The sequence below is a fragment of the Xylanimonas protaetiae genome (assembly GCF_004135385.1).
Lineage (GTDB): Bacteria > Actinomycetota > Actinomycetes > Actinomycetales > Cellulomonadaceae > Xylanimonas > Xylanimonas protaetiae.
In genome coordinates this window covers 57,026-82,418 of sequence record NZ_CP035493.1, presented here as the reverse complement: position 1 = coordinate 82,418, position 25,393 = coordinate 57,026, and the positions used below count along the sequence as shown (strand labels likewise).

The following is a 25,393-nucleotide window of genomic DNA, read 5'->3' as shown; positions in this document are numbered from 1 at the left end:
AGTGACTGAACTGGTCGACTACGCCGACGCCGTCAAGCGCTACGACCCGGTGCTCGGCATCGAGGTCCACGTCGAGCTCGGCACCCGCACCAAGATGTTCTGCGCCGCCGAGGTCTCGTTCGGCGCCGAGCCCAACACGCAGACCACCCCGGTGAGCCTGGGCCTGCCCGGCGCGCTGCCGGTCGTCAACGGCAAGGCCGTCGAGTACGCCATCCGCATCGGCCTGGCGCTCAACTGCCAGATCGCCGAGACGTGCCGCTTCGCCCGGAAGAACTACTTCTACCCGGACGTGCCGAAGAACTTCCAGACCTCGCAGTACGACGAGCCCATCGCCTACGACGGCTGGATCGACGTCGAGCTCGAGGACGGCACCGTCTTCCGCGTGGAGATCGAGCGCGCGCACATGGAGGAGGACGCCGGCAAGAACACCCACGTCGGCGGCGCCACCGGGCGGATCCACGGCGCGGAGTACTCGCTCGTGGACTACAACCGCGCGGGCATCCCGCTCGTGGAGATCGTCACCAAGCCCATCGAGGGCGTGGGCGACCGCGCCCCCGAGGTTGCGCGCGCCTACGTGCAGACGCTGCGCGACATCTTCCGGGCACTCGACGTGTCCGAGGCCCGCATGGAGCGCGGCAACGTGCGCGCCGACGTCAACGTCTCGCTGCGCCCGACCCCGCAGGACAAGCTCGGCACCCGCACCGAGACCAAGAACGTCAACTCGTTCCGGTCGGTCGAGCGTGCGGTGCGCTACGAGATCTCGCGCCAGGCCGGGCTCCTCGACGAGGGCATCGCCATCATCCAGGAGACCCGTCACTTCCACGAGGACACGGGGACGACGTCGTCGGGCCGCGTGAAGTCGGACGCCGAGGACTACCGCTACTTCCCCGAGCCCGACCTGGTGCCGGTGGCGCCGAGCCGCGACTGGGTCGAGGAGATCCGGTCCTCGCTGCCCGAGCTCCCCGCGGCACGCCGCAAGCGGCTGCTCGCCGAGTGGGGCTTCGCGGACGCCGAGATGCGCGACGTCGTCAACGCCGGCGCCCTGGACCTCATCGAGGCCACGACGGCGGCGGGCACGAGCCCGGCGGCGGCGCGCAAGTGGTGGATGGGCGAGCTCGCCCGGCAGGCCAAGCAGGCGGAGGTCAGCCTCGACGAGGTCGCGATCACGCCTGCCCAGATCGCCCAGCTCCAGTCGCTCGTCGACGCGGGCCGGATCAACGACAAGCTCGCGCGCCAGGTGCTCGAGGGCGTGCTCGCCGGCGAGGGCGACCCGGAGGCCGTCGTCGTCGCGCGCGGCCTGGAGGTCGTCTCCGACGACGGGGCGCTGCTCGAGGCCGTGGACGCGGCCCTGGCCGCCCAGCCCGACGTCGTCGAGAAGGTGCGCGGGGGCAACCTCGGCCCGGTCGGGGCGATCATCGGCGCCGTCATGAAGGCGACCAGGGGCCAGGCCGACGCCCAGCGCGTGCGCGAGCTCGTGCTCGAGCGCATCGGCGTCTGAACCACCCTCCCCGGGGCGCGCTCGGCGCGCCCCGGGGGACCACCCTGAGCAGGACGGAGAGACCAGGATGACGCGCGGCCCGGAGCTGCACGGCGACATGGTGCGGCTGCGCCCTATCGAGGCGCGCGACGCCGAACGCCTCTGGGAGTCCGTCCAGGACCCCGTCGGGATGCGCCAGACGGGCACGAGGGCGACGTTCACGCGCGCGCAGGTCGACGCGTGGGCGGCGACCGTCAGCGACCAGCCCGGCCGGTACGACTGGGCGGTCACGTCGGGGGTCGTGCGCGACGGGGCGTTCGTCAGCGACGTGCTGCTGGGCGAGATCGTGCTCAACGAGATCGACGACGTGTCCCGGTCGGCGAACCTGCGCCTGCAGTTCCTGCCCGACTACCGCGGCCGCGGCTACGGCCGCGAGGCGATCACGCTCGTGCTGCAGTTCGCGTTCGACGGCGTCCGCGTCGACGGCGAGTTCGAGCCCGGCCTGGGGCTGCACCGCGTGTCGCTCGACGTGCTGAGCATCAACCCGCGGGCCCGCGCCCTGTACGAGTCGCTCGGCTTCCGCGAGGAGGGGCGCCTGCGCGACGCGCACCGCGACGGCGACGGCTGGGTGGACGTGCACGTCATGAGCATCCTCGAGGACGAGTTCCGCACGTCGTCGCGGTCGTGACGCCGGCCGGGCTCCGGGCGGAGCGGCGGCGGACGACGCATGGTGCGAGCATCGTGGGGTGAGCACCCCGGAGCTGACTCGCCCTGACCCCGCCGCGGCCCTCGTCGGAGACCGACGGTTCTTCGGCCATCCGCTGGGCCTCTTCACGCTCTTCGGCACCGAGCTGTGGGAGCGCTTTAGCTACTACGGCATGCGGGCCATCCTGGTCTACTACATCACCGACACCATCGCGAACGGCGGCCTGGGGATCGCCGACTCGATGGGCAACGCGGTGGTGTCCGTCTACGGCACGGCCGTCTACCTGCTGTCCGTCGTGGGCGGCTGGTTCGCGGACCGGCTCATCGGGGCGTTCCGGTCGACGTTCCTGGGCGGCGTGATCATCGCCGCCGGCCACGTGTCGCTGGCGATCCCGTCGGCGGGGTTCAGCTGGCTGGGCATCGCCCTGGTCGCGCTGGGCACGGGCTTCCTCAAGCCCAACGTGTCGTCCATGGTGGGGGAGCTGTTCGAGCGCGACGACCCGCGGCGGCAGTCGGCCTTCTCGATCTTCTACATGGGCATCAACATCGGCTCGTTCTTCAGCCCGCTCATCGTCGGGTGGGTGCGGCACCAGTGGGGGTACCACGCGGGCTTCCTCGTCGCCGCCATCGGCATGGCGTTCGCGCTGACGACCTTCGTGATCGGCCGCCGGCTGCTCGCGGGCGCCGGGGACTACGTGCCCAACCCGATCTCGGTGCAGGAGCGCCCGAAGGTCGTGCGCCTGCTGGCGACGATCGCCGTGGGCGTCGCCGCGCTGTACGCGATCGTCGCCGCCATCGACGGGACGCTCGGGCTCGAGGCCGTCATCGACACGCTGAGCTACCTGGCGTTCGTGGTGCCGATCCTGTTCTTCCTCGTCATGTACCGCTCGCCGAAGGTGACCGACCCGGAGCGCAGCCGCCTGCTGGCCTACATCCCGCTGTTCGTCGCCGCGATGCTCTTCTTCATGATCTTCGAGCAGGCCGCGACGACGCTGTCGACGTACGCCCGCGACGAGACGGTGCTGTCGTTCCTCTGGTTCGACCACATCAACCCGGAGTCGTTCCAGTCCATCAACCCGCTGGGCATCATCATCCTGTCGCCGGTCTTCGCGTGGCTGTGGCTCCGGACGAAGGACCGCCCTGGGACGCCGTACAAGTTCGCGATCGGCCTGGCGCTCGCCGCGGTGTCGTTCATCTTCCTCGCGATCCTCTCCGGCGTGGTCGACGGCAAGACGGGCGCCTGGGTGCTCGGCGTCGTCTACGTCATCCAGACCATCGGCGAGCTCTTCATCTCGCCCGTGGGCCTGGCTGTCACGACGCTGCTCGCACCCGTCGCGTTCCGCGGCCAGGCGATGGCGCTCTGGTTCCTCGCCCCCGCGGCGGGCCAGGCCATCACCGCGCAGCTCGTCCAGGTCACCGAGGGCGTCGCGCCGACGCCGTTCTTCGGCGGCATCGGCGGCGTCGCGCTCGTGTTCGCCGGGGTCGTCGCCGCGCTGGGCCCGTGGGTGCTGCGCAAGATGCGGTCGGCCGACGTCGCCGAGGGCGTGCACACCTCGGGCGACTGAGCGCCGGCGCGCCGCCCCGCGACGCCGCCCGCGCGGTCAGCCCGCGGACGAAGTCTGCTCACACCGCGGACGGCGGCGTAGGGTGCGTGCATGAGCCGCCCCCTGCGTTCCCGGACCTCCACCCACGGTCGCAACATGGCGGGTGCGCGTGCCCTCTGGCGCGCCACCGGCATGGGCTCGGAGGACTTCGGCAAGCCGATCATCGCCATCGCGAACTCGTACACGCAGTTCGTCCCCGGGCACGTCCACCTCAAGGACATGGGCGACCTCGTCGCCTCCGCGATCCGCGAGGCCGGCGGCGTCGCCAAGGAGTTCAACACCATCGCCGTCGACGACGGCATCGCGATGGGCCACGCGGGCATGCTCTACTCGCTGCCCAGCCGCGACCTGATCGCCGACTCGGTCGAGTACATGGTGAACGCCCACACGGCCGACGCGCTCGTGTGCATCTCGAACTGCGACAAGATCACGCCGGGCATGCTCAACGCGGCGCTGCGCCTGAACATCCCGACGATCTTCGTCTCGGGCGGCCCGATGGAGGCCGGCAAGGCGATCGTCGTCGACGGCGTCGCGCAGACCAAGCTCAACCTCATCAACGCGATCAACTACTCGGCGGACGACGGCGTCACCGACGGCGCGCTGGCCCAGGTCGAGGAGAACGCCTGCCCCACGTGCGGCTCGTGCTCCGGGATGTTCACCGCCAACTCGATGAACTGCCTCACCGAGGCGCTGGGCCTGTCGCTGCCGGGCAACGGCTCGACGCTCGCGACGCACACCGCGCGCAAGGACCTGTTCCTCGAGGCCGGCCGCACCATCGTCGAGCTCGCCAAGCGCTACTACGAGGACGAGGACGACACCGCAGCCCCCCGCGGCATCGTCACGAAGGCGGCGTTCACCAACGCCATGACCCTCGACGTCGCCATGGGCGGCTCCACCAACACGGTGCTGCACATCCTCGCCGCGGCCCAGGAGGCCGAGGTCGACTTCACGCTCGATGACATCGACGCGATCTCGCGCCGCGTGCCGTGCCTGAGCAAGGTCGCCCCCAACCACCCGAACTTCCACATGGAGGACGTGCACCGCGCCGGCGGCATCCCCGCCCTGCTGGGCGAGCTCGACCGCGCCGGCCTGCTCGACCACGCCGTCACGTCGGTGCACACGCCCACGCTGCGCGCGTGGCTCGACGCGTGGGACGTGCGCGGCGGGTCCGCCACGCAGCGTGCCGTCGACCTCTTCCACGCCGCGCCCGGCGGCGTGCGCACCACGCAGGCCTTCTCGACGTCGAACGTGTGGGACTCGCTCGACACCGACGCCGCCGAGGGCTGCATCCGCGACATCGAGCACGCCTACACGGTCGAGGGCGGCCTGGCCGTGCTCAAGGGCAACCTGTCCGAGGACGGCGCGATCATCAAGACCGCCGGCATCGACCCCGACGTGTTCCACTTCGTCGGCAAGGCCCTCGTGGTCGAGTCGCAGGACGAGGCCGTCGAGAAGATCCTCACGAAGCAGGTCCAGCCGGGCCACGTCGTCGTCGTGCGCTACGAGGGCCCCTCCGGCGGGCCGGGCATGCAGGAGATGCTCTACCCGACCTCCTTCATCAAGGGCCGTGGGCTGGGCAAGGTCGTCGCGCTCATCACCGACGGCCGCTTCTCGGGCGGCTCGTCGGGCATCTCCGTCGGTCACGTGTCGCCGGAGGCGGCCGCGGGCGGCACCATCGGCCTGGTCGAGGACGGCGACGAGATCGAGATCGACGTCGAGTCGCGCCTCATCCGTGTCAACGTGCCCGACGAGGTGCTGGCCGAGCGCCGCGCCAAGATGGAGGCGTCGGAGTTCCCGTGGCAGCCGAAGGACCGCGACCGCTACGTGTCCCCGGCGCTCCAGGCCTACGCGGCCATGGCGACGTCGGCCGACCGCGGCGCGGTGCGCGACGTGAGCCGCCTCAAGCGTCGCTGAGCGCATCCGCACGCCGAGAGGCCGGCCCGCGCCGTCAGCGGGCCGTCCTCTCGGCATCACGGGCGGGCCGGGGAACTCGGCCGTAGGTTGCCCTCATGACGTCCGACGGAGCAGCACCCGGGTCGATCAAGCCGCGGTCGTGGCAGGTCACGGACGGGCTGGAGGCGACGGCCGCGCGCGGCATGCTGCGCGCCGTCGGCATGGGAGACGACGACTTCGCGAAGCCGCAGATCGGCGTCGCGAGCTCGTGGAACGAGATCACGCCGTGCAACCTGTCGCTCGACCGGCTCGCCCAGGCGTGCAAGGCGGGCGTGCACGCGGCCGGCGGCTACCCCCTCGAGTTCGGCACGATCTCGGTGTCCGACGGCATCTCGATGGGGCACGAGGGCATGCACTTCTCGCTCGTGTCGCGCGACGTCATCGCCGACTCGGTCGAGGTGGTCATGTCGGCGGAGCGGCTCGACGGCTCCGTGCTGCTCGCCGGGTGCGACAAGTCGCTGCCCGGCATGCTCATGGCGGCCGCCCGGCTCGACCTGGCCAGCGTGTTCCTCTACGCCGGCTCGATCATGCCCGGCTGGGTCAAGCTCTCCGACGGCACCGAGAAGCAGGTCACGATCATCGACGCCTTCGAGGCCGTCGGGGCGTGCGCGCGCGGGCTCATGAGTGAGGAGGACGTCGGCCGCATCGAGCGGGCGATCTGCCCGGGCGAGGGCGCGTGCGGCGGCATGTACACCGCGAACACGATGGCCTCGGCCGCGGAGGCGCTCGGGATGTCGCTGCCCGGGTCGGCGGCGCCACCGTCCGCGGACCGGCGCCGTGACGCGTTGGCGCTGCGCTCGGGCGAGGCGGTCGTCGGCCTCCTCAAGGCGGGCATCACCGCCCGGGACATCCTCACGAGAGACGCGTTCGAGAACGCCATCGCCGTCGTCATGGCCTTCGGCGGGTCCACGAACGCCGTGCTGCACCTGCTCGCCATCGCGCACGAGGCCGACGTGGACCTGACGCTCGCGGACTTCGACCGGGTCGGGGACCGCGTCCCGCACCTGGGCGACCTCAAGCCCTTCGGGCAGTACGTCATGAACGACGTCGACCGCGTGGGCGGCGTGCCCGTCGTGATGAAGGCCCTGCTCGACGCGGGCCTGCTGCACGGGGACGCGCTCACCGTCACGGGGCGCACGGTCGCCGAGAACCTCGCGGCGATCGACCCGCCCGACCCGGACGGCAAGATCCTGCGCGCCGTCCACGACCCGATCCACACGACGGGCGGCATCACGATCCTGCACGGCTCGCTCGCGCCCGACGGCGCCGTCGTGAAGTCGGCGGGGCTCGCGGCGGACGTGTTCGAGGGGACCGCGCGCGTCTTCGAGCGGGAGCGGGCCGCGCTCGACGCCCTCGAGGACGGCACCATCACGGCCGGCGACGTCGTCGTCATCCGGTACGAGGGGCCCAAGGGCGGGCCAGGCATGCGCGAGATGCTCGCCATCACGGGCGCGATCAAGGGCGCCGGGCTCGGCAAGGACGTGCTGCTCATCACCGACGGGCGGTTCTCGGGCGGCACCACCGGACCGTGCGTGGGGCACATCGCCCCCGAGGCGGTCGACGCCGGGCCGATCGCGTTCGTGCGCGACGGCGACCGGATCCGGCTGGACGTGCGCGCCAAGACGCTCGACCTGCTGGTCGACGACGCCGAGCTCGCGGGCCGGCGCGACGGCTGGGCGCCGCTGGCCCACGGCTACACGCGGGGCGTGCTCGCGAAGTACACCAAGCTGGTGCAGTCCGCCTCCCGCGGCGCGGTGCTCGAGTAGCAGCCCGACCCTGCTGGGGCCAGGCTGGGCGGCATGAGCGACGACGCGATCACAGCCGAGGACTTCCACGCCGCGGTGGGCACCGGCCCCTGGGTGCCGGAGGCCGCCGCGACCGCCGTGTTCCACACGGGCACGTTCGACGTCGGGGCGCGGCTCGTGGCCCGCATCGCCGCGCTGGCGGACGCCGCGAACCACCATCCCGACGTCGACCTGCGCTACGGCACCGTGACCGTGCGGCTCACGTCGCACGACGTCGGCGGGCTCTCCCGGCGGGACGCGGCGCTCGCGAAGGAGATCACGGCGGCGGCGCTCGCGCTGGGCGTCGAGGCGCCCTGACCACCGTCCGACGGACGAACAGCGATCCCAAGATGTGGGAAGAGCGCCACGCAGCATGACACCGCGCGCCGCGCGGGCGTAAGTTCTGGGCATGCAGACGATCCGCCTCGTAGTACTCACCGGGCGCGCTGGCTGAAGCCAGACGTTCCGACGGCATCGTCAGCGCGCTCACCCCTCGATCGTCCCAGCAGCACCATCCCTGGGATCGGGGGGTTTTTCATTGCCCCCGCACCACCGAACGGCAGGAGACACCGATGGCTACGCCGCCCCCGAGCCCCGCACAGGTCGCCGCGCGCAGCTCCGTCGTCCTCCCCGGCGCACCCACGGCCCCCGCGGCCGCAGCCGGCGAGGCGATGACTGGCGCACAGTCAGTCGTCCGCTCGCTCGAGGAGGTGGGCGCGGAGGTCGTCTTCGGCATCCCCGGCGGCGCGATCCTCCCGCTGTACGACCCCCTGATGGACTCCACCCGCCTGCGGCACATCCTGGTGCGCCACGAGCAGGGCGGCGGGCACGCGGCCTCCGGCTACGCCCACGCGACGGGCAGGGTCGGCGTCACCATGGCGACATCGGGCCCTGGCGCGACCAACCTGGTCACGCCGCTCGCCGACGCCAACATGGACTCCATCCCCCTGGTGGCGATCACGGGCCAGGTCGGCGCGTCGCTCATCGGCACGGACGCGTTCCAGGAGGCCGACATCGTGGGCATCACGATGCCGGTCACCAAGCACTCGTACCTCGTGACCGACCCGGACGAGATCCCGCGGACCATCGCGGAGGCCTTCCACATCGCCGCGACCGGCCGGCCCGGCCCGGTGCTCGTCGACATCGCGAAGTCGGCCCTCCAGGGCCGCACGTCGTTCTCGTGGACCAACGAGACCCGCCTGCCCGGCTACCACCCGGTGACCAAGCCGCACGCGAAGCAGGTGCGCGAGGCCGCCCGGCTGCTCGCGACCGCGCGTCGCCCCGTGCTGTACGTCGGCGGCGGCGTGATCCGCGCCGGCGCGTGGGACGGGCTGCGCAAGCTCGTCGACATCTCGGGCGCCGCCGTCGTCACCACGCTCATGGCCCGCGGCGCCGTGCCCGACTCGCACCCCCAGCACCTGGGCATGCCCGGCATGCACGGCACCGTGCCCGCCGTCGCCGCGCTGCAGAAGGCCGACCTCATCGTCGCCCTCGGCGCCCGGTTCGACGACCGCGTCACGGGCCTGCTGTCGAGCTTCGCGCCGCACGCCGCCGTCGTGCACGCCGACATCGACCCCGCCGAGATCGGCAAGAACCGTGCCGCGGACGTGCCGATCGTCGGCGACCTGCGCGAGGTGCTCGCGGACCTCGTCCCCGCGCTCCAGGCGGAGCACGAGCGCACCGGCCTGCCCGACCTGGCCGGCTGGTGGCACCAGATCGACCAGTGGCGCGCCACGTACCCGCTCGGCTACACCGCGACGGACGACGGCCAGCTCTCCCCGCAGCACGTCATCCAGCGCCTCGGCGAGATCAACGGCCCCGAGGCCGTGTACGTCTCCGGCGTCGGGCAGCACCAGATGTGGGCCTCGCAGTTCATCACCTACGAGAACCCGCGCACCTGGATCAACTCGGGCGGGCTGGGCACCATGGGCTACGCGGTCCCCGCGGCCATGGGCGCCAAGGTGGGCCGCCCGGACGCCACCGTGTGGGCCATCGACGGCGACGGCTGCTTCCAGATGACCAACCAGGAGCTCGCGACCTGCTCGATCAACGACATCCCCATCAAGGTGGCGCTGATCAACAACAGCTCGCTCGGCATGGTGCGGCAGTGGCAGACGCTGTTCTACGACCAGCGCTACTCGAACACCGACCTGCACACGGGACACGGCACGCGCCGTGTGCCCGACTTCGTCAAGCTCGCCGAGGCGTACGACGCGGTCGGCATCCGCGTCGAGTCGCCGGCCGAGGTCGACGACGCCATCAAGCGGGCCAACGAGATCGACGACCGCCCCGTCGTCGTCGACTTCACCGTCTCGCGTGACGCGCTCGTGTGGCCCATGGTCGCCGCGGGCGTGAGCAACGACGAGATCCAGTACGCGCGCGGCATCTCGCCGAGCTGGGACCGAGAGGACTGAGCGAGCCATGACCCGTCACACCCTGTCCGTGCTGGTCGAGAACAAGCCCGGCGTGCTCACGCGCGTCGCCGGCCTGTTCGCCCGGCGCGCGTTCAACATCCACTCCCTCGCCGTCGGCCCGACGGAGCACGAGGAGATCTCGCGCATCACCGTCGTCGTCGACGTCGACGCGCTGCCGCTGGAGCAGGTCACCAAGCAGCTCAACAAGCTCGTGCACGTCATCAAGATCGTCGAGCTCGAGAACGACGCGTCCGTGGGCCGCCAGCTGCTGCTGGTCAAGGTCCGCGCCGACGCGCAGACCCGCTCCGGGGTGCTGGAGGTCGTCAACCTGTTCCGCGCGCACGTCGTCGACGTCGTCACCGACACCGTCGTCGTCGAGGCCGTGGGCACCGACGCGAAGCTGGGCGCCCTGATCGGGGCGCTCGAGCCGTACGGCATCCGCGAGATCGTCAAGTCCGGGACCATCGCCATCGGGCGCGGGTCGCGGTCCATCACCGACCGGGCGCTCGAGCGCGTCCGGACCACCGCCTGAACCGGAAGTCTCGGGCGGCAACAAGCACCGCCTAAGTCCCTGACCCACTGTTTGAGGAGTATCGAAGTGGCTGAGCTTTTCTACGACGACGACGCCGACCTGTCGCTGATCCAGGCCAAGAAGGTCGCGGTCATCGGCTACGGCAGCCAGGGGCACGCGCACGCGCTCAACCTGCGCGACTCGGGCGTCGACGTCCGCATCGGCCTCAAGGAGGGCTCGAAGTCGCGGGCCAAGGCCGAGGAGCAGGGCTTCCGCGTCCTGACGCCGGCGGAGGCGGCGGCCGAGGCCGACGTCGTCGTCATCCTGGCCCCGGACCAGCACCAGCGTCACCTGTACGCGCAGGACATCGCGCCGAACCTCGAGTCGGGCAACACCATCGTGTTCGGCCACGGCTTCAACATCCGGTTCGGCTACATCAAGCCGGCCGAGGGCATCGACGTGATCATGGTCGCGCCGAAGGCCCCGGGGCACACCGTGCGCCGCGAGTACGTCGCGGGCCGCGGCATCCCGGACATCATCGCCGTCGAGCAGGACGCCTCGGGCTCGGCCTGGGACCTCGCCCTGTCGTACGCGAAGGCCATCGGCGGCACGCGCGCCGGCGTCATCAAGACGACGTTCACCGAGGAGACCGAGACCGACCTGTTCGGTGAGCAGGCTGTCCTGTGCGGTGGCGTCTCCCACCTGGTCCAGGCGGGCTTCGAGACCCTGACGGAGGCCGGCTACCAGCCGGAGATCGCCTACTTCGAGGTGCTGCACGAGCTCAAGCTCATCGTCGACCTCATGTGGGAGGGCGGCATCGCCAAGCAGCGCTGGTCGGTCTCCGACACGGCCGAGTACGGCGACTACGTCTCGGGCCCGCGCGTCGTGACCCCGGCCGTCAAGGAGTCGATGAAGGCGATCCTCGCGGACATCCAGTCGGGTGCCTTCGCCGAGCGCTTCATCGGCGACCAGGACAACGGCGGCAAGGAGTTCCTCGAGCTGCGCGAGAAGGAGGCGGCGCACCCCATCGAGGCGACGGGCAAGACGCTGCGCTCCCACTTCGCGTGGAAGCAGCAGGACGCCGACTACGTCGAGGGTTCCGCGGCCCGCTGAGGAGTGCGCTGATCCTCTCGTCCTGTGGCCCGGTCCCGTCGAGCGAACGACGGGGCCGGGCCACGGTCGTACCCGGGGACGGGTGACCTGGTTGGATGGAGCCGTGACCGACGACCTGTCTGCCCCTGACGCCGCCGAGCCGCCCGTCGACGACGTCGAGCAGGCGCGGCGCATCCAGGAGTTCTGGGTGGCGAGCCGCACGAAGGCCGGCCTCGGGCGGCTCACGAACGTCGTCGTCGCGGCGTCGTGGGGCGAGGAGGTGCCGCCGCCGGCGTGGTCCTTCGGCGACTCGCCGGAGCTCGCCGACGAGCTGCTGGCGCTCGTGCTGCGGGGCCAGAAGACGGGGACGTCGTCGGCCGTCGTCGAGTACGAGGCCGCGGACGAGCCGGTCCCGGCGAAGGGCGACCTGTCGATCCTCCTCGACGGCCGGGGCGAGCCGCGGGCCCTCGTGCGCACGTCGCGCGTCGACGTCGTCGCGTTCGACGACGTGACGGAGGAGTTCGCCGCGAGCGAGGGCGAGGGCGACCGGACGCTGGCGTCGTGGCGGGCGGACCACGAGGCGTTCTGGCGCCGGACGCTGCCCGCGCTGGGCCTCGAGTTCGACCTCGCGATGGACGTCGTCTGCGAGCGGTTCGAGCTGCTCTACGCCGCGTCGTAGCGCGCCGACATCGGGCGCCACAGCGTTCCAGCATCCGGGACAGCCGTCCCGCATCGTGACGCGGCGGGCGTACTCTCGGGAGCATGACGCGCAACATCGAGCTCGCAGTGGTCGCAGGTGACGGCATCGGGACGGAGGTCGTTGAGCAGGGCCTCCTGGTCCTGGAGGCGGCGCTCGCCGGGTCGGACGCCAAGATCGGCACCACCGAGTTCGACCTGGGCGCACGCCGCTGGCACGCCACGGGCGAGACGCTCACCGACGAGACGCTCGAGGCCATCAAGCGCCACGACGCGATCCTGCTCGGCGCGATCGGCGACCCGACCGTCCCGTCCGGCGTCCTGGAGCGCGGCCTGCTGCTCAAGCTGCGCTTCGCGCTGGACCACTACGTGAACCTGCGCCCCAACAAGCTCTACCAGGGCGTCACCTCCCCGCTCGCGAACCCGGGCGACGTGGACTTCGTCGTCGTGCGCGAGGGCACCGAGGGCCCCTACGTGGGCAACGGCGGCGCGATCCGCACGGGCACCCCGCACGAGGTCGCCACCGAGGTCTCGCTCAACACCGCCTTCGGCGTCGAGCGCGTGGTGCGCTATGCCTTCGAGAAGGCCGCGCAGCGCGAGCGCAAGCACCTCACGCTCGTGCACAAGCACAACGTGCTCGTGCACGCCGGCCACCTGTGGCGCCGCACCGTCGAGGCCGTCAACGCCGAGTTCCCCGACGTCACCACCGACTACCTGCACGTCGACGCCGCCACGATCTTCCTGGTGACGAAGCCGTCGCGCTTCGACGTCATCGTCACCGACAACCTGTTCGGCGACATCATCACGGACGAGGCCGCCGCGATCACGGGCGGCATGGGCCTGGCCGGCTCGGCCAACATCAACCCCGACGGCACCTTCCCCAGCATGTTCGAACCCATCCACGGCTCGGCGCCGGACATCGCCGGCCAGGGCAAGGCCGACCCCACGGCGACCGTGCTCAGCGTGAGCATGCTGCTCGACCACCTCGGCCTGGCGGACGAGGCGAAGCGCGTGGAGCGCGCCGTCGCCGCCGACCTCGCCGAGCGCGGTGGCGTCGTACGCACGACGGCGGAGGTCGGCGCCGACCTCGTCGCGCGCGTGCGCGGCTGAGCCTGGCTCAGCAGCCACAGGCTCGGCTCAGAGAGGCGCCGGAACCCCGCCCACGGGCGGGGTTCTCGCCTGTGGGCGTGCAAGACTCAGACACGTTCACACGGAAAGGCGAAGACCGATGACGAGCACGACCGACCACACGATCCTCTCGGGCGACATCGAGGAGATCGTGTCGCTGTTCGACGTCACCCCGACGGACACCCCGACCTCCGACGACGAGCGAGCGGCGAAGCTCGCGGCGCCGAAGTTCGGCACGGTGTTCACCGACCACATGGCCCGCATCTCGTGGCGCCGTGAGGACGGGTGGATCCACCGCCGCGTCGAGAAGTACGGGCCGCTCCAGCTCGACCCGGCGACCGCGGTGCTGCACTACGCGCAGGAGATCTTCGAGGGGCTCAAGGCCTACCGGCACGCCGACGGCAGCGTCTGGACGTTCCGGCCCGAGCAGAACGCCGCCCGCCTGGCCCGCTCCGCGCACCGCCTGGCCCTGCCGGCGCTGCCCGTGGACGACTTCGTCGCCGCGTGCGCCGCGATCGTCCGCACCGACCTGGCCTGGGTGCCGAGCGCCCCCGACTCGAGCCTGTACCTGCGCCCGTTCATGTACGCCTCCGAGGCGTTCATCGGCGTGCGCGCCGCCGACGAGGTCGAGTTCCTCGTCATCGCCTCGCCCGCCGGGGCGTACTTCTCCGGCGGCGTGAAGCCCGTGTCCATCTGGGTCGACGCCGAGTACCACCGCGCCGGCCCCGGCGGCACCGGCTCGGCCAAGTGCGGCGGCAACTACGCCGCCTCGCTGCTGCCCCAGCAGGAGGCCGCTGCCAAGGGCTTCGACCAGGTGTGCTTCCTCGACGGCGGGACCAACACCACGCTCGAGGAGCTCGGCGGCATGAACGTCTTCCTCGTGATGGACGACGGCTCCGTGCACACCCCCGAGCTGACCGGGTCGATCCTCGAGGGCGTCACGCGCTCCTCGATCCTGCGGCTCGCGCAGGACCGCGGGCGCGAGGTCGTCGAGCGCCGCATCCCGCTCGCCGAGGTGATCGACGGGCTCAGGTCCGGCCGCATCGTCGAGGTGTTCGCGTGCGGCACCGCCGCCGTCGTCACGCCCGTGGGGCGCCTCGCGGGCGAGACGTTCGACGCGACGCTCGGCGACGGCGAGCCCGGCGAGCTCACGATGGCGATCCGCGAGGAGCTCACCGACATCCAGTACGGCCGCACGCCGGACCGTCACAGCTGGATGCGCCGCCTGGCCTGACGGGCTGCACCCGGCACCGTCCGCCCCGGGGCGCTCAGCGCGCACGGGGCGGGCGGGACCGTTCCGGGCCACTGCTTGGACGCCCGACGGCGTCCGAGCCCGCGTGTGGCACGATGGTGGCGTGACCGTGCAGCACCCCCGCACCATCATTGGCTAGCGCGTTCGGCCCACCTGGCCGAGCGCGCAGACCTTCCGTGCCCCGGAGGGTCTTTTTTGTTGACGCACCTCCCGTGCGACCAGCCTTGGAAGAAGGACCCGACGTGACCTTCGACGTGTACGACACCACGCTGCGCGACGGCGCGCAGCAGGAGGGCATGAACCTCACGGTTGCCGACAAGCTCGCGATCGCGCCGCTGCTCGACCAGCTCGGTGTCGGCTTCATCGAGGGCGGGTGGCCGGGCGCCATCCCGAAGGACACCGAGTTCTTCCGCCGTGCGCGCACGGGGCTGACGCTGAAGAACGCGACGCTCGCCGCGTTCGGCGCCACGCGCAAGGCGGGCGTGGCCGTCACCGCCGACCCGCAGGTGCGCGCGTTGCTCGACTCCGAGGCCCCGGTGCTGACGCTCGTGGCGAAGTCGGACATCCGGCACGTCGAGCGGGCCCTGAAGACCACGCGGGCCGAGGGCCTCGCGATGATCACGGACACCGTGGCCTACCTGGTCGGCGAGGGCCGCCGCGTCATCCTCGACGCCGAGCACTTCTTCGACGGGTACCGGTTCGACCCGGCGTTCGCGACCGACGCCGCCCGCGCCGCGTTCGACGCCGGCGCCGAGGTGGTCACCCTGTGCGACACCAACGGCGGCATGCTGCCCGACCGCGTCACCGACGTCGTCGGCGGGCTGCGGGCGACGCTCGGCGACGGGCTCCGTCTGGGCATGCACGCCCACAACGACACCGGCTGCGCCGTCGCGAACTCGCTCGCGGCCGTCGACGCCGGGGCGAGCCACGTGCAGGGCTGCGTCAACGGGTACGGCGAGCGGACCGGCAACGCCGACATCGTCGCGATCGTCGCGAACCTCGAGCTCAAGCTCGGCATGGAGCTGCTCGCCGACGGCGGGCTGCGGGAGGCCACGCGCATCGCGCACGCCATCGCCGAGATCACCAACATCGCCCCGTTCCAGCGCCAGCCGTACGTGGGCGCCAGCGCGTTCGCGCACAAGGGCGGGCTGCACGCCGCGGCCATCAAGGTGGACCCGGACCTCTACCAGCACATCGACCCCACCGCCGTCGGCAACGACATGCGCATGCTCGTCTCGGACATGGCGGGCCGCGCGGCCGTCGAGCTCAAGGGCCGTGAGCTCGGCTTCGACCTCACCGGGCAGGCCGAGCTGCTGACGCGCGTCACCAACCGGGTCAAGGAGTCCGAGGCCGGCGGCTACACGTACGACGCCGCCGACGCCTCGTTCGAGCTGCTGCTGCGCGAGGAGCTGACGGGGGAGCGCCCCGCCTACTTCGAGGTCGAGTCGTGGCGCACGATCGTCGAGACCCAGCCCGGCCAGGGGCAGGGCCACGGGGCGGTGGCGGCCGCCGAGGCGACCGTCAAGCTGCGCGCCGGTGGCGAGCGGTTCGTCACCACGGGCGAGGGCAACGGCCCGGTCAACGCGCTCGACCAGGCGCTGCGCCTCGCGCTCACGCGCATCTACCCGGAGATCGACCGGTTCGAGCTGACCGACTTCAAGGTGCGCATCCTCGACACCGAGCAGGGCACCGACTCGACGACGCGCGTCCTCGTGGTCACCACGGACGGCGAGCGCACGTGGTCGACCGTGGGCGTCGGCCCCAACATCATCGAGGCGTCGTGGGAGGCGCTGCTCGACGCGCACGTGTTCGGCCTGCTCCAGGCCGGCGTCGAGCCGCGCTGATCACCGCCGCGCGGTCGAGGCGGTCCGGGCCGTCTCGACCGCGCGCGCCGGGGGCGTCCGGCCCCGCGTGCTCGCCCCGAGCACGCCCGCGACGACGAGCGCGGACCCCGCGAGCTCGGTCCACGTCGGCGTCTCGCCGAGCAGCAGCCAGGCGGCCGTGATGCCGACGACGGGGACGAGCATCGAGTACGGCGCCACGCGCCCCGCAGGGTGCCGGGCCATGAGCGCGGTCCACAGGCCCGAGCCCAGGAGCGTGCCGAGCACCACGGTGTAGGCCATCCCCAGGACCGCGAGCAGGCCCGTGCGGGTGCCGAGCGTGGCGAACGAGTCGCCGATCGCCGTCGGGCCATCGAACGCGAGCGACGCCGCGAGCATCGGGACCGGCGGCACCACGCTCATCCACAGCACCAGGTGCAGGGGCTTGACGTCGGGCCGCCCCGCGACGGCGAGGCGGTTGCCGAGGTTGCCGAACGCCCATCCCAGGCCGCCGGCCACGACCAGCAGGAACGGGACCAGGCCCGTCGCGGCACTGCGCTCGCGCCCGACGACGACGAGACCCGCCACGGCGACGGCGATGCCGGCCAGCTGCCGCGCGCGCAGCGGCTCGCGCAGCAGGACCGCGCCCAGCAGCACCGTGAAGGGCGCCGAGCACTGCAGCACGAGCGACGCGAGCCCCGCCGGCATCCCGGCCGCCATGCCGGCGTAGAGGAACAGGAACTGGAGCACCCCGAACCCCGCCCCGTACAGCAGCCACCAGCGCACCGGGACGCGCGGCCACGGGACCAGCAGCACCGTCGGCACGGCGAGGAGCGCGAACCGCAGCGCCACGGCCAGCATCGGCGGGAACTGGTCGAGGGCGGCGTCGATCGCGACGAAGTTCACGCCCCACAGGACGGCGACGGCGACGGCGAGCAGGCGGTGCGTCACGGGCATGAGGTCGATGCTGCCCCGACCGGCACGGGTCGCGCCCCGCGTTTCACGCGTCGGCCGCCGCCCGCCCAGGACGGCGCCCGTGAGCGACGCCACCGCCGCGGAGGCGCGCCGCGTCGTACGGTGGGCAGCGTGCGTGGTGAGTACAAGGTTCCGGGCGGCAAGCTGGTGGCCGTCGAGCTCGACGTCGTCGACGGCGCCCTGAGCGACGTCCGTCTCTCCGGGGACTTCTTCCTCGAGCCCGACGAGGCGCTCGCGGTGATCGACGGGGCGCTCGAGGGGCTCCCCACGACCACCGCGACGCACGCCCTCGCCGAGGCGGTCGACGCGGCGCTCGCGGAGGCCGCGACGGCGGGCACGCTGGCCGGGCCGGTCGCGATGGTCGGGTTCGACGCGCGGTCCGTCGCCGTCGCGGCGCGGCGCGCGCTCGGGCTCGCGACGACGTGGGAGGACCACACCTTCGAGGTGCTGCGCCCCGGGCCGCTGCCCGTGCGGACCCTCGCGGCGCTCGACCAGGTGCTCACCGAGGAGCTCGCCGAAGGGCTGCGCGGGCCCACCCTGCGGTTCTGGGACTGGGACGAGCGCGCCGTCGTCATCGGGTCGTTCCAGTCGCTGTCCAACGAGCTCGACCCCGTGGGCGTCGCCAAGCACGGCGTGACCGTGGTGCGCCGCATCTCGGGCGGCGGGGCCATGTTCATGGAGGCCGGCAACTGCGTGACCTTCTCGCTCGTGGTGCCCGCGTCGCTCGTGGACGGGCTGTCGTTCGAGCAGTCCTACGCGTTCCTCGACGCCTGGGTGCTGGAGGCGCTCGCGAGCATCGGCGTCGAGGCGTACTTCTCGGGCATGAACGACGTCGCCTCGCCCGCCGGGAAGCTCGCCGGCTCCGCGCAGAAGCGGCTGGCCGGGGGAGCGGTGCTGCACCACATGACGATGGCGTACGACATCGACAGCGACAAGATGCTCGAGGTGCTGCGCATCGGGCGCGAGAAGCTCTCCGACAAGGGCACCAAGTCGGCCAACAAGCGCGTGGACCCGCTGCGCTCGCAGACCGGCATGGCGCGCGAGGCGATCGTCGACGCGTTCGAGGCGAGCTTCAAGCGCCTGTACCGCACGGTCGACTCGGAGCTGCGCCCCGACGAGCTGGACCGGGCGGAGAAGCTCGTGGCGACGAAGTTCGCGACGCCGGAGTGGATCGCGCGCGTGCCGTAGCCGGCTCAGCGCGGGCCGAACGCCCCCGTGCCCACGCGGACCAGCGTCGCGCCCTCCGCGACGGCCGCCTCCAGGTCGAGCGTCATGCCCATCGACAGCTCGCGCGCCTCGCCGGTGCCGGGGGCGCCGCCCGCCAGCACCTCGTCGCGGATCGCGCGCAGCCGGGCATAGCCCGCCCGCACGACGGCGTCGCCGCTGCGCGCGCCCACGGGTGCCCCGGCAGGCGACGGCCGGGCGCCGATCGTCATGAAGCCGACCAGGCGCAGCCCCGGGAGGGCCGCGACCTCGCGGGCCAGCCCGGCCGCGTCGGCGGGGGCGACGCCCGACTTCGACGCCTCGTCCGAGACGTTGACCTGCACCATGACGTCGAGCACACGGCCGTCGCGCGCGCAGCGCGTCGACAGCGCGGCGGCCAGCGCGAGCGAGTCGAGGGACTCGACGCACGAGGCCGTCGCGAGCGCCGGGTTGACCTTGTTGGACTGGAGGTGCCCGATGAGGTGCACCTCGACGGCTCCCGCCGCGACGAGCGGCGCCAGGGCGGGCGCCTTGGCCACGAGCTCCTGGACGCGGTTCTCGCCGACCAGCACTGGGCCGGCACCCGTGAGGCCGGCCTCGGCCGCCGCGGCGACGGCTTCGAGCACCGTCGCGGCGTCCTGCGTCTTCGTGGCCAGCAGCACCCGGACCTCGCGCGGGTCGCGCCCGGCGGCACGGGCGGCGTCGTCGACGCGGGCGCGCACGGCGGCGATCCGGGAGGCGATCCCGGGGAGGGGTTGCGGCATGGCGCCAGTGTAGGAGCGCGACATCAGGGGACGTCTCAGGGTCTCCCTGGATGACCCGGGAGCGTCCGGCAGGGATCATGGACGCACGATGAAGACCATCCTCAACATCATCTGGTTCGTGTTCGCCGGCATCGAGCTCGCCATCGCCTACGTCCTGGCGGGCCTGCTGCTGCTCCTCCCCATCGTGACGATCCCGTTCGCGCTGGCGTCGTTCCGCATCGCCGCCTACGCGCTGTGGCCGTTCGGCCGCACGGTCGTCGACCGGCCGGGCGCGGGCGCGCCCAGCGTGATCGGCAACGTGCTGTGGGTGCTCCTCGCGGGCTGGTGGCTCGCGCTCGGCCACCTCATCACGTCGATCCCGCTGTTCCTGTCGATCATCGGGATCCCGCTCGGATGGGCGAACCTCAAGATGATCCCCGTGTCGCTCATGCCGCTCGGCAAGGAGATCGTCCGCAGCTGAGCGCTCAGCGCGAGGAGGCCGCCAGCGCTCAGCGCGAGGAGGCCGCCGGCGCTCAGCGCGCGATGTCCGCCAGCGCTGCGCCGGTCAGGCGCACCAGGTCCGCCGGGGCCAGGCCCAGGTCGAGGCCGCGGCGCCCGCCGGAGACGTAGACGACGTCGTACCCCTGCGCCGACGCGTCGACCACGGTGGCGTGCCGCTGCTTCTGGCCCAGCGGGGAGATGCCGCCCACCACGTAGCCCGTCGCGCGCTCCGCCGCGGCGGGCTGCGCCATCGCCGCCCGCTTGCCGCCGACGGCGCGGGCGAGCGCCTTGAGGTCGAGCTGCCTGTCCACCGGCACGACGCCCACGACGAGCCGGCCGTCGACGTCGGCCAGCAGCGTCTTGAACACCTGCGCGGGGTCCACGCCCATCGCCGCGGCCGCCTCGAGGCCGTAGCCGACCGTCGAGGCCGGGTCGTGTTCGTACGTGTGCCGCGTGTGCGCCACGCCCGCACGTTCCAGCACGACGACGGCCGGCGTCCCGCCGTGGACAGACCTCGCGTTCCGTGTCGCCATACGACGCATTGTGCCTGGCCGCGCCGGTTAGCGTGACACCGTGCTCCCGCTCCTGCTCGCCGCGATCCTCGTCGGCGGGGCGTTGCAGCGCATCACCGGCATGGGGTTCGCGCTCGTCGCGGGCCCGTTCGTGGTGCTCATGATCGGCGCGGAGCAGGGCGTGCTGCTCATCAACATCCTGGGCGCGACGTCGTCGCTGCTGATCATGCTGCGCGTGCGCAAGGAGGTCGACTGGCGCTGGCTTGCGTACCTCGCGGCCGCCTCGGTGGTCACGACGCCGGTCGCCGCCGTCCTGCTGAGCGGGGCGACCGGGCCCGCGCTCGAGGCGACCATGGGGCTCGCCGTCGTCGTCGGCATGACCGTGGCGCTGCTCGCGGACCGGCTGCGCACGGACGGGCGGCTGTGGCGCGAGGGCGCGCGCTGGCCCGCGCTGCTGGCCGGGGCCGTCGCCGGGGTGGGGAGCGTCGCCGCAGGCGTCGGCGGGCCGCCCATGGCCGCCTACGCCGTGCTCGACAAGGCCGACCCGCGGCGCTTCGCCGCCACGCTCCAGCCGTTCTTCGTCATCAACGCGACCGGGTCGGCCGTCTCCAAGCTGCTGCTCACCGACGCGCCCATGCCCCCGCTGCGCGGGTGGCAGTGGGGCGTCGTCGCGGTCGCGCTCGTCGGGGCGTCGCTCGTGGGCGACGTCGTCGCCAAGCACGTGCCGCGCGCGGCCGTGCGGCGCGTGCTCATCGTCGTCGCGTACCTCGGCGGGACGGCGACGCTGCTGCGGGGGCTGGGCGTGCTGCCGGGCTGAGTGCCCGGCCGGGCGCCTCAGTAGGTCGTCGGCGTCGACACGTGCTGCCAGTGCCACGGCTCCGGCAGGCGGCCCGTCGGGCGCGCCCAGTCCGGGTTCTCCCAACCGAAACGGCCCGCGTTCGCGTCCAGCCACGCGAGCTGCGCGTTGCCCGGCGTCGAGATGCCGTCGATGTCGATGGCCGTGCCCAGGCCGTGGTTCGAGCAGCCGGGCGGGGCCGCCAGCGGGTTCGGGTCGTCCGGGTTGAACACGGTGGTCTGCTGCTCGAACGAGCGGTACGCCGAGTTCAGGCGCAGGTTCTGGCCGAACCGGGCCCGGAAGGCGGCGTCGAGCTCGACCAGGCTGGGCAGCACGTCGGCCCGGACCCGGTAGGTGGGCGCCCACGGGATCGCGGCCAGGTCGGCGTCGGCGAGGTGGCCCGCCTCCGGGAACCACACCTGGTCCGGGTACGGGCACGTGACGGCGTCCTGCGCGGTCATCAGCGCGACCGTGGCCTCGCGGACCGTCGTGGCCGAGGCGGTGAGCGCGGCCGTGGCCGCCTCGACCCGCGCCGCCTGGCCGGGCGTCGCGGTCGCGAGCGACGTGCTCTCGGTGACGGCGGCGCCCGCGGTGGCGAGGGCGCCCTGGAGGGCCGCGCGGGCGTCGTCGGGCGCCCCGAGGCCCTCGGTGGCCGCGACCACCTGGTCGCCGCGCGCGGTGAGCGGGGCCAGCGCCGTGCGGGCGGCATCGGCGTCGGCGAGCGCCTTGGCGAGGCGGGACGCGGCGACGGCGGCGGCGTCGTCGGCCACCTGGCGGCGGGCGCGGACGGCGTCGCCGGGGCGGCGCTCGAGCAGCGGCGTCTCGTCGAGCAGCGCCGCGGCGTCCGCGAGCGACGCGGCGAGCGCGGTGCGCGTGGCGTCGTCGGCCACGCGGCCCTCCGAGCCGGCGAGCGCCGTGCGGGCGGCCGACAGGCTCGTGCGCAGCGTGCCGGCTTCGTCGTGCACCACCCAGGCGGCGGCGCCGCCGGTCGCGAGCGCGACGGCGAGCACGCCGCCGACGACCGCCGGGACCGCCCGGCGGTGCCAGCGGGCGTGCGGGCTGCGCGTGTGCCGCACCTGGAGGTCACCGAGGTCGGCCCGGGCGAGGCCGACGAGCAGCCCGCCGAGCGCCGCCCCGGCCGCGTACCAGGCGAGGTCGCCGGCCACGAACGTGGTGCCGAGGACGTAGCGGGCGGGGGAGAACCGTGCGACGACGTCGGCGGGGACGCCGGTGAGCTGGAACGCCTCGACCGCGGCGCTGACCATCCAGCCGGCCACCGCGGCGACCCATGCCGTCGTGCGGGGCCGCACGAGCGCGACGACCAGCACGACGAGCGTCGCGTAGAGGGCGTCGCCGAGCGGGCCGCCGACGGCGTCGGGCAGCGCGGCGCGGGCGGCGACGCCGCCCGTGAGGACGAGGACTGCCAGGGCGGCGAGGAGCCAGCGCCGGGCGGGGAGTGCTCGGGGGCCCGACGGGGCGGCCATCCGGCGGTCCCGGCTCATCCGAGCGGGCCGACCGTCAGGACCGTGAGGACGACGGCGCCCGCCTCGTCGCTCGCGGCGAGGTCCACGCGGGCGGTGATGGCCCAGTCGTGGTTGCCGTCGAGGTCGTCGAGCACCTGGCGGACCCACCACGTGCCCGGCTCGACCTTCTCGCCTGCCGGGGTGGCGGCGCCCGGCTCGAGGATCGTCAGCAGCGCCGACGCGCGCGCGGGGGCGTCGACGCCGATCGCGTCGTCGCCCTGCTCGACGAACAGGTCGTCGAGGGCGTCCTCCCACGCGTCGGCGTCCCAGGCGCTCGTGCCCGAGGCGGAGCCGAGGGCGGCGTAGCTCTCGCGCGCGGCGAGCTCCACGAGGCGGAACATGGCGTTGCGGACCAGGCGGCGGAAGGCGCGCGGGTTGCCCGTGACGGGGCGGGTCGGTGCCTCGTCCTCCTCGTCCCGCAGGGACAGGGCGACGTCGTCGTCCACGGGGTTGGCCAGGCGCTCCCACTCGTCGAGCAGCGACGAGTCGGTGCTGCGCACGAGCTCGCCCAGCCACTCGACGATCTCGGCGACCTCCTCGGTGCGGTGCTCGTCGGGCACCACCTGGCGCAGCGCGCGGAAGGCGTCCGCGAGGTAGCGCAGGACGACGCCCTCGGTGCGTTCGAGCTGGTAGCGGCTGACGAGCTCCTGGAACGTCATCGCGCGCTCGACCATGTCGCGCACCACCGACTTCGGCGCGAGCTCGGCGTCGGCGACCCACGGGTTGGACTGCTTGTAGATCGCGAACGTCGGCTCGAGCAGGTCGCCCAGCGGCTTGGGCCAGCTGACGTCCTCGAGCAGCGCCATGCGCTCTTCGTACTCGATGCCCTCGGCCTTCATGGCCGCGACGGCCTCGCCGCGGGCGGCGTTCTGCTGCCCGTAGAGGATCTGCCGGGGGTCGTCGAGGGTCGCCTCGATGACGGAGACGACGTCGAGCGCGTGCGTCGGCGACTCGACGTCGAGGAGGTCCATCGCGGCGAGCGCGAAGGGGGACAGGGTCTGGTTGAGCGCGAAGTCGCGGGGCACGTCGACCGTCAGCCGGACCGACGGCCGCCAGCCGGACGGGCGCGTGGCGTCCGGGACCCGGACGCGCTCGACGACGCCCGCCTGCCGCAGCGAGCGGTAGATGCGGAACACCTGGCGGACGTGGTTCGCGCGGGCGCCCTCGGCGTCGTGGTTGGCGGTGAGCAGGTGGCGCATCGCGTCGACGGGGTCGGCGGTCCCGTGCTCGCCCGAGCGCGTGCGGGCCAGCACGTTGAGCACCATCGCGTGCGACACCCGGAACTGCGACGAGAGCGGCTCGGGGTCGGCGTCGCGCAGGCGCTCGAACGTGGCGTCGGTCCAGTTGACCGACCCGGCGGGGGCCTTCTTGCGGACGATCTTCTTGAGCTTCTTCGGGTCGTCGCCGGCCTTGGCCAGCGCGCGCCGGTTCTCGATGACGTGCTCGGGCGCCATGACCAGCACCTCGCCGATCGTGTCGAACCCGGCGCGCCCGGCCCGGCCCGCGATCTGGTGGAACTCGCGCGCGCTGAGGTGTCGCATGCGCTCGCCGTCGAACTTCACCAGGCCCGTCATGAGCACGGTGCGGATCGGCACGTTGATCCCCACGCCGAGCGTGTCGGTGCCCGCGACGACCTTGAGCAGGCCCTTCTGCGTGAGCCGCTCCACGAGGCGGCGGTACTTGGGCAGCATGCCCGCGTGGTGCACGCCGACGCCGTGCCGGACCAGGCGCGAGAGCGTCTTGCCGAAGCCCGTGCCGAACCGGAACGCGCCCAGCTCGGCCGCGATGGCGTCCTTCTCGGGCTTCGTGGCGACGTTCATCGACAGCAGCGACTGTGCCCGCTCGACGGCGTCCCTCTGCGTGAAGTGCACGACGTACACCGGGGCGCGGCGTGTCTGGACGAGCTCGTCGAGCACCTCGACGAGCGGTTCGACCACGTAGGAGAACGTCAGCGGGACGGGGCGCTCGGCGCCCGTGACCTCGGCGACCGGTCGGCCGGACCGCGTCCCGAGGTCCTCGCGCAGCGCCGTGGTGTCGCCCAGCGTGGCGCTCATCAGCACGAACTGCGTGTGCGGCAGCTCCAGCAGCGGCACCTGCCAGGCCCAGCCGCGCTGCGGGTCGCCGTAGTAGTGGAACTCGTCCATGACGACCTGGGCGATCGCGTCCTCGGACTCCGGGTCGCCCGCGCCGCGGCGCAGCGCGAGGTTGGCCAGGATCTCTGCGGTGCAGCAGATGATCGGTGCGTCCGCGTTGACCGCCGAGTCGCCCGTCATCATGCCGACGTTCTTGGAGCCGAACGCCGCGACGAGGTCGAAGAACTTCTCGCTGACCAGCGCCTTGAGGGGCGCCGTGTAGTAGGTGCGCCCGCCGCGGCCCGCGCGGTGCGCGGCGAGCGCCGCGAACTGGGCGCCCATCGCCACGAGCGACTTGCCCGAGCCCGTCGGCGTCGCGAGCACGACGTGCTCGCCGACCATCGCCGACAGCAGCGCCTCCTCCTGGTGCGGGTAGAGGGGGCGGCCGCCCTCGGCGGCCCACTGCGCGTACGCCTCGAAGAGCGTGTCGGCGTCGGGGCCTTCCCGGTGGGCGGGGGCAGGTACGGGATCAGCGTCCCGGCGGGGCGGGGTGCCGCGGTCGTGGTGGTCATCGCCAGCCATTCTCCCGTAGA

At 72.9% G+C, this 25,393-nt stretch carries 21 protein-coding genes; 16 read left to right on the top strand and 5 right to left on the bottom strand.

Translation table 11 applies throughout. The annotated features are described in order from the left end of the window. Position 1 precedes the first annotated feature (1 nt). The 13 genes from gatB (at position 2) to cimA (ending at position 16,460) form a co-directional block, all read left to right on the top strand. Positions 2 to 1,498, top strand: coding sequence for an Asp-tRNA(Asn)/Glu-tRNA(Gln) amidotransferase subunit GatB (gene gatB / locus ET471_RS00425; protein ID WP_129186102.1), 1,497 nt, complete (start codon positions 2 to 4; stop codon positions 1,496 to 1,498). A gap of 67 nt (positions 1,499 to 1,565) precedes the next feature. Continuing rightward, positions 1,566 to 2,165, top strand: coding sequence for a GNAT family N-acetyltransferase (locus tag ET471_RS00420; RefSeq protein WP_129186101.1), 600 nt, complete (start codon positions 1,566 to 1,568; stop codon positions 2,163 to 2,165). A 58-nt stretch (positions 2,166 to 2,223) separates the two neighbouring features. Beyond that, positions 2,224 to 3,747 carry a peptide MFS transporter gene (locus ET471_RS00415; RefSeq protein WP_129186100.1) on the top strand — a complete coding sequence of 508 codons (1,524 nt, stop codon included), beginning with the start codon at positions 2,224 to 2,226 and terminating at the stop codon, positions 3,745 to 3,747. Between the two features lie 90 nt (positions 3,748 to 3,837). After that, positions 3,838 to 5,700 carry a dihydroxy-acid dehydratase gene (gene ilvD / locus ET471_RS00410; RefSeq protein ID WP_129186099.1) on the top strand — a complete coding sequence of 621 codons (1,863 nt, stop codon included), beginning with the start codon at positions 3,838 to 3,840 and terminating at the stop codon, positions 5,698 to 5,700. A gap of 95 nt (positions 5,701 to 5,795) precedes the next feature. Next, the gene (gene ilvD, locus ET471_RS00405) at positions 5,796 to 7,505 is read left to right on the top strand and encodes a dihydroxy-acid dehydratase (protein WP_129186098.1); all 1,710 of its coding nucleotides are present in this window, start codon (positions 5,796 to 5,798) and stop codon (positions 7,503 to 7,505) included. Between the two features lie 33 nt (positions 7,506 to 7,538). Continuing rightward, the gene (locus tag ET471_RS00400; protein WP_129186097.1) at positions 7,539 to 7,841 is read left to right on the top strand and encodes a 4a-hydroxytetrahydrobiopterin dehydratase; all 303 of its coding nucleotides are present in this window, start codon (positions 7,539 to 7,541) and stop codon (positions 7,839 to 7,841) included. Between the two features lie 254 nt (positions 7,842 to 8,095). After that, positions 8,096 to 9,937 carry an acetolactate synthase large subunit gene (locus tag ET471_RS00395; RefSeq protein ID WP_129186096.1) on the top strand — a complete coding sequence of 614 codons (1,842 nt, stop codon included), beginning with the start codon at positions 8,096 to 8,098 and terminating at the stop codon, positions 9,935 to 9,937. 7 nt (positions 9,938 to 9,944) lie between these two features. After that, positions 9,945 to 10,469 (top strand): acetolactate synthase small subunit, encoded by a 525-nt coding sequence (ilvN, locus tag ET471_RS00390; RefSeq protein WP_129186095.1) that lies wholly within the window; start codon positions 9,945 to 9,947, stop codon positions 10,467 to 10,469. Between the two features lie 66 nt (positions 10,470 to 10,535). Continuing rightward, a complete protein-coding gene (ilvC, locus tag ET471_RS00385) occupies positions 10,536 to 11,561 on the top strand; it encodes a ketol-acid reductoisomerase (protein ID WP_129186094.1) in 1,026 nt (341 codons plus the stop codon). Between the two features lie 103 nt (positions 11,562 to 11,664). Then, on the top strand, positions 11,665 to 12,219 hold the full coding sequence (locus ET471_RS00380) for an ASCH domain-containing protein (RefSeq protein ID WP_129186093.1): 555 nt from the start codon (positions 11,665 to 11,667) through the stop codon (positions 12,217 to 12,219). An 83-nt stretch (positions 12,220 to 12,302) separates the two neighbouring features. After that, positions 12,303 to 13,346, top strand: coding sequence for a 3-isopropylmalate dehydrogenase (locus ET471_RS00375; RefSeq protein WP_129186092.1), 1,044 nt, complete (start codon positions 12,303 to 12,305; stop codon positions 13,344 to 13,346). 118 nt (positions 13,347 to 13,464) lie between these two features. After that, positions 13,465 to 14,598 (top strand): branched-chain amino acid aminotransferase, encoded by a 1,134-nt coding sequence (locus ET471_RS00370; RefSeq protein ID WP_129186091.1) that lies wholly within the window; start codon positions 13,465 to 13,467, stop codon positions 14,596 to 14,598. A gap of 260 nt (positions 14,599 to 14,858) precedes the next feature. Continuing rightward, positions 14,859 to 16,460, top strand: a complete 1,602-nt coding sequence (gene cimA / locus ET471_RS00365; RefSeq protein ID WP_129186090.1) for a citramalate synthase — start codon at positions 14,859 to 14,861, stop codon at positions 16,458 to 16,460. Here the strand turns inward: cimA and ET471_RS00360 are convergent, their stop codons facing one another. After that, the gene (locus ET471_RS00360; RefSeq protein WP_129186089.1) at positions 16,461 to 17,393 is read right to left on the bottom strand and encodes an EamA family transporter; all 933 of its coding nucleotides are present in this window, start codon (positions 17,391 to 17,393) and stop codon (positions 16,461 to 16,463) included. It lies immediately after the preceding gene. A 129-nt stretch (positions 17,394 to 17,522) separates the two neighbouring features. Between ET471_RS00360 and lplB the strand changes: the two genes are divergently transcribed. Beyond that, positions 17,523 to 18,599, top strand: coding sequence for a lipoate-protein ligase small subunit (gene lplB / locus ET471_RS00355; protein WP_129186088.1), 1,077 nt, complete (start codon positions 17,523 to 17,525; stop codon positions 18,597 to 18,599). A 5-nt stretch (positions 18,600 to 18,604) separates the two neighbouring features. Here the strand turns inward: lplB and ET471_RS00350 are convergent, their stop codons facing one another. After that, positions 18,605 to 19,378, bottom strand: a complete 774-nt coding sequence (locus tag ET471_RS00350; protein WP_129186087.1) for a YggS family pyridoxal phosphate enzyme — start codon at positions 19,376 to 19,378, stop codon at positions 18,605 to 18,607. A gap of 88 nt (positions 19,379 to 19,466) precedes the next feature. On the opposite strand from ET471_RS00350, the gene ET471_RS00345 reads away from it, so the two are divergent. Then, the gene (locus ET471_RS00345) at positions 19,467 to 19,838 is read left to right on the top strand and encodes a YccF domain-containing protein (protein ID WP_129186086.1); all 372 of its coding nucleotides are present in this window, start codon (positions 19,467 to 19,469) and stop codon (positions 19,836 to 19,838) included. A 52-nt stretch (positions 19,839 to 19,890) separates the two neighbouring features. Here ET471_RS00345 and ybaK read toward each other — a convergent pair whose 3' ends face one another. Further along, entirely contained in the window at positions 19,891 to 20,391 is a 501-nt protein-coding gene (gene ybaK, locus ET471_RS00340) for a Cys-tRNA(Pro) deacylase (protein ID WP_165350338.1), read from the bottom strand. A 40-nt stretch (positions 20,392 to 20,431) separates the two neighbouring features. On the opposite strand from ybaK, the gene ET471_RS00335 reads away from it, so the two are divergent. Then, positions 20,432 to 21,187 (top strand): sulfite exporter TauE/SafE family protein, encoded by a 756-nt coding sequence (locus tag ET471_RS00335; RefSeq protein ID WP_129186084.1) that lies wholly within the window; start codon positions 20,432 to 20,434, stop codon positions 21,185 to 21,187. Positions 21,188 to 21,204: 17 nt separating this feature from the next. On the opposite strand, the gene ET471_RS00330 is transcribed toward ET471_RS00335, so the two are convergent. Together ET471_RS00330 and ET471_RS00325 are read right to left on the bottom strand one after the other, a co-directional pair. After that, on the bottom strand, positions 21,205 to 22,689 hold the full coding sequence (locus ET471_RS00330; protein WP_165350337.1) for a DUF2809 domain-containing protein: 1,485 nt from the start codon (positions 22,687 to 22,689) through the stop codon (positions 21,205 to 21,207). A 14-nt stretch (positions 22,690 to 22,703) separates the two neighbouring features. Further along, positions 22,704 to 25,382 (bottom strand): DEAD/DEAH box helicase, encoded by a 2,679-nt coding sequence (locus ET471_RS00325; RefSeq protein WP_129186082.1) that lies wholly within the window; start codon positions 25,380 to 25,382, stop codon positions 22,704 to 22,706. Between the last annotated feature and the right edge of the window lie 11 nt (positions 25,383 to 25,393).

What these genes read in the sequence shown, in the direction of transcription:
- ET471_RS00350 (WP_129186087.1), bottom strand. Translation starts at nt 19,378, where the DNA reads ATGCCGCAACCCCTCCCCGGGATCGCCTCCCGGATCGCCGCCGTGCGC.
- ET471_RS00375 (WP_129186092.1), top strand. Translation starts at nt 12,303, where the DNA reads ATGACGCGCAACATCGAGCTCGCAGTGGTCGCAGGTGACGGCATCGGG.
- ET471_RS00395 (WP_129186096.1), top strand. Translation starts at nt 8,096, where the DNA reads ATGGCTACGCCGCCCCCGAGCCCCGCACAGGTCGCCGCGCGCAGCTCC.
- ET471_RS00420 (WP_129186101.1), top strand. Translation starts at nt 1,566, where the DNA reads ATGACGCGCGGCCCGGAGCTGCACGGCGACATGGTGCGGCTGCGCCCT.
- ilvN (WP_129186095.1), top strand. Translation starts at nt 9,945, where the DNA reads ATGACCCGTCACACCCTGTCCGTGCTGGTCGAGAACAAGCCCGGCGTG.
- ET471_RS00345 (WP_129186086.1), top strand. Translation starts at nt 19,467, where the DNA reads ATGAAGACCATCCTCAACATCATCTGGTTCGTGTTCGCCGGCATCGAG.
- ilvD (WP_129186098.1), top strand. Translation starts at nt 5,796, where the DNA reads ATGACGTCCGACGGAGCAGCACCCGGGTCGATCAAGCCGCGGTCGTGG.
- ET471_RS00330 (WP_165350337.1), bottom strand. Translation starts at nt 22,689, where the DNA reads ATGGCCGCCCCGTCGGGCCCCCGAGCACTCCCCGCCCGGCGCTGGCTC.
- ET471_RS00370 (WP_129186091.1), top strand. Translation starts at nt 13,465, where the DNA reads ATGACGAGCACGACCGACCACACGATCCTCTCGGGCGACATCGAGGAG.
- ybaK (WP_165350338.1), bottom strand. Translation starts at nt 20,391, where the DNA reads ATGGCGACACGGAACGCGAGGTCTGTCCACGGCGGGACGCCGGCCGTC.
- ET471_RS00325 (WP_129186082.1), bottom strand. Translation starts at nt 25,382, where the DNA reads ATGGCTGGCGATGACCACCACGACCGCGGCACCCCGCCCCGCCGGGAC.
- ET471_RS00400 (WP_129186097.1), top strand. Translation starts at nt 7,539, where the DNA reads ATGAGCGACGACGCGATCACAGCCGAGGACTTCCACGCCGCGGTGGGC.
- ilvD (WP_129186099.1), top strand. Translation starts at nt 3,838, where the DNA reads ATGAGCCGCCCCCTGCGTTCCCGGACCTCCACCCACGGTCGCAACATG.
- ET471_RS00360 (WP_129186089.1), bottom strand. Translation starts at nt 17,393, where the DNA reads ATGCCCGTGACGCACCGCCTGCTCGCCGTCGCCGTCGCCGTCCTGTGG.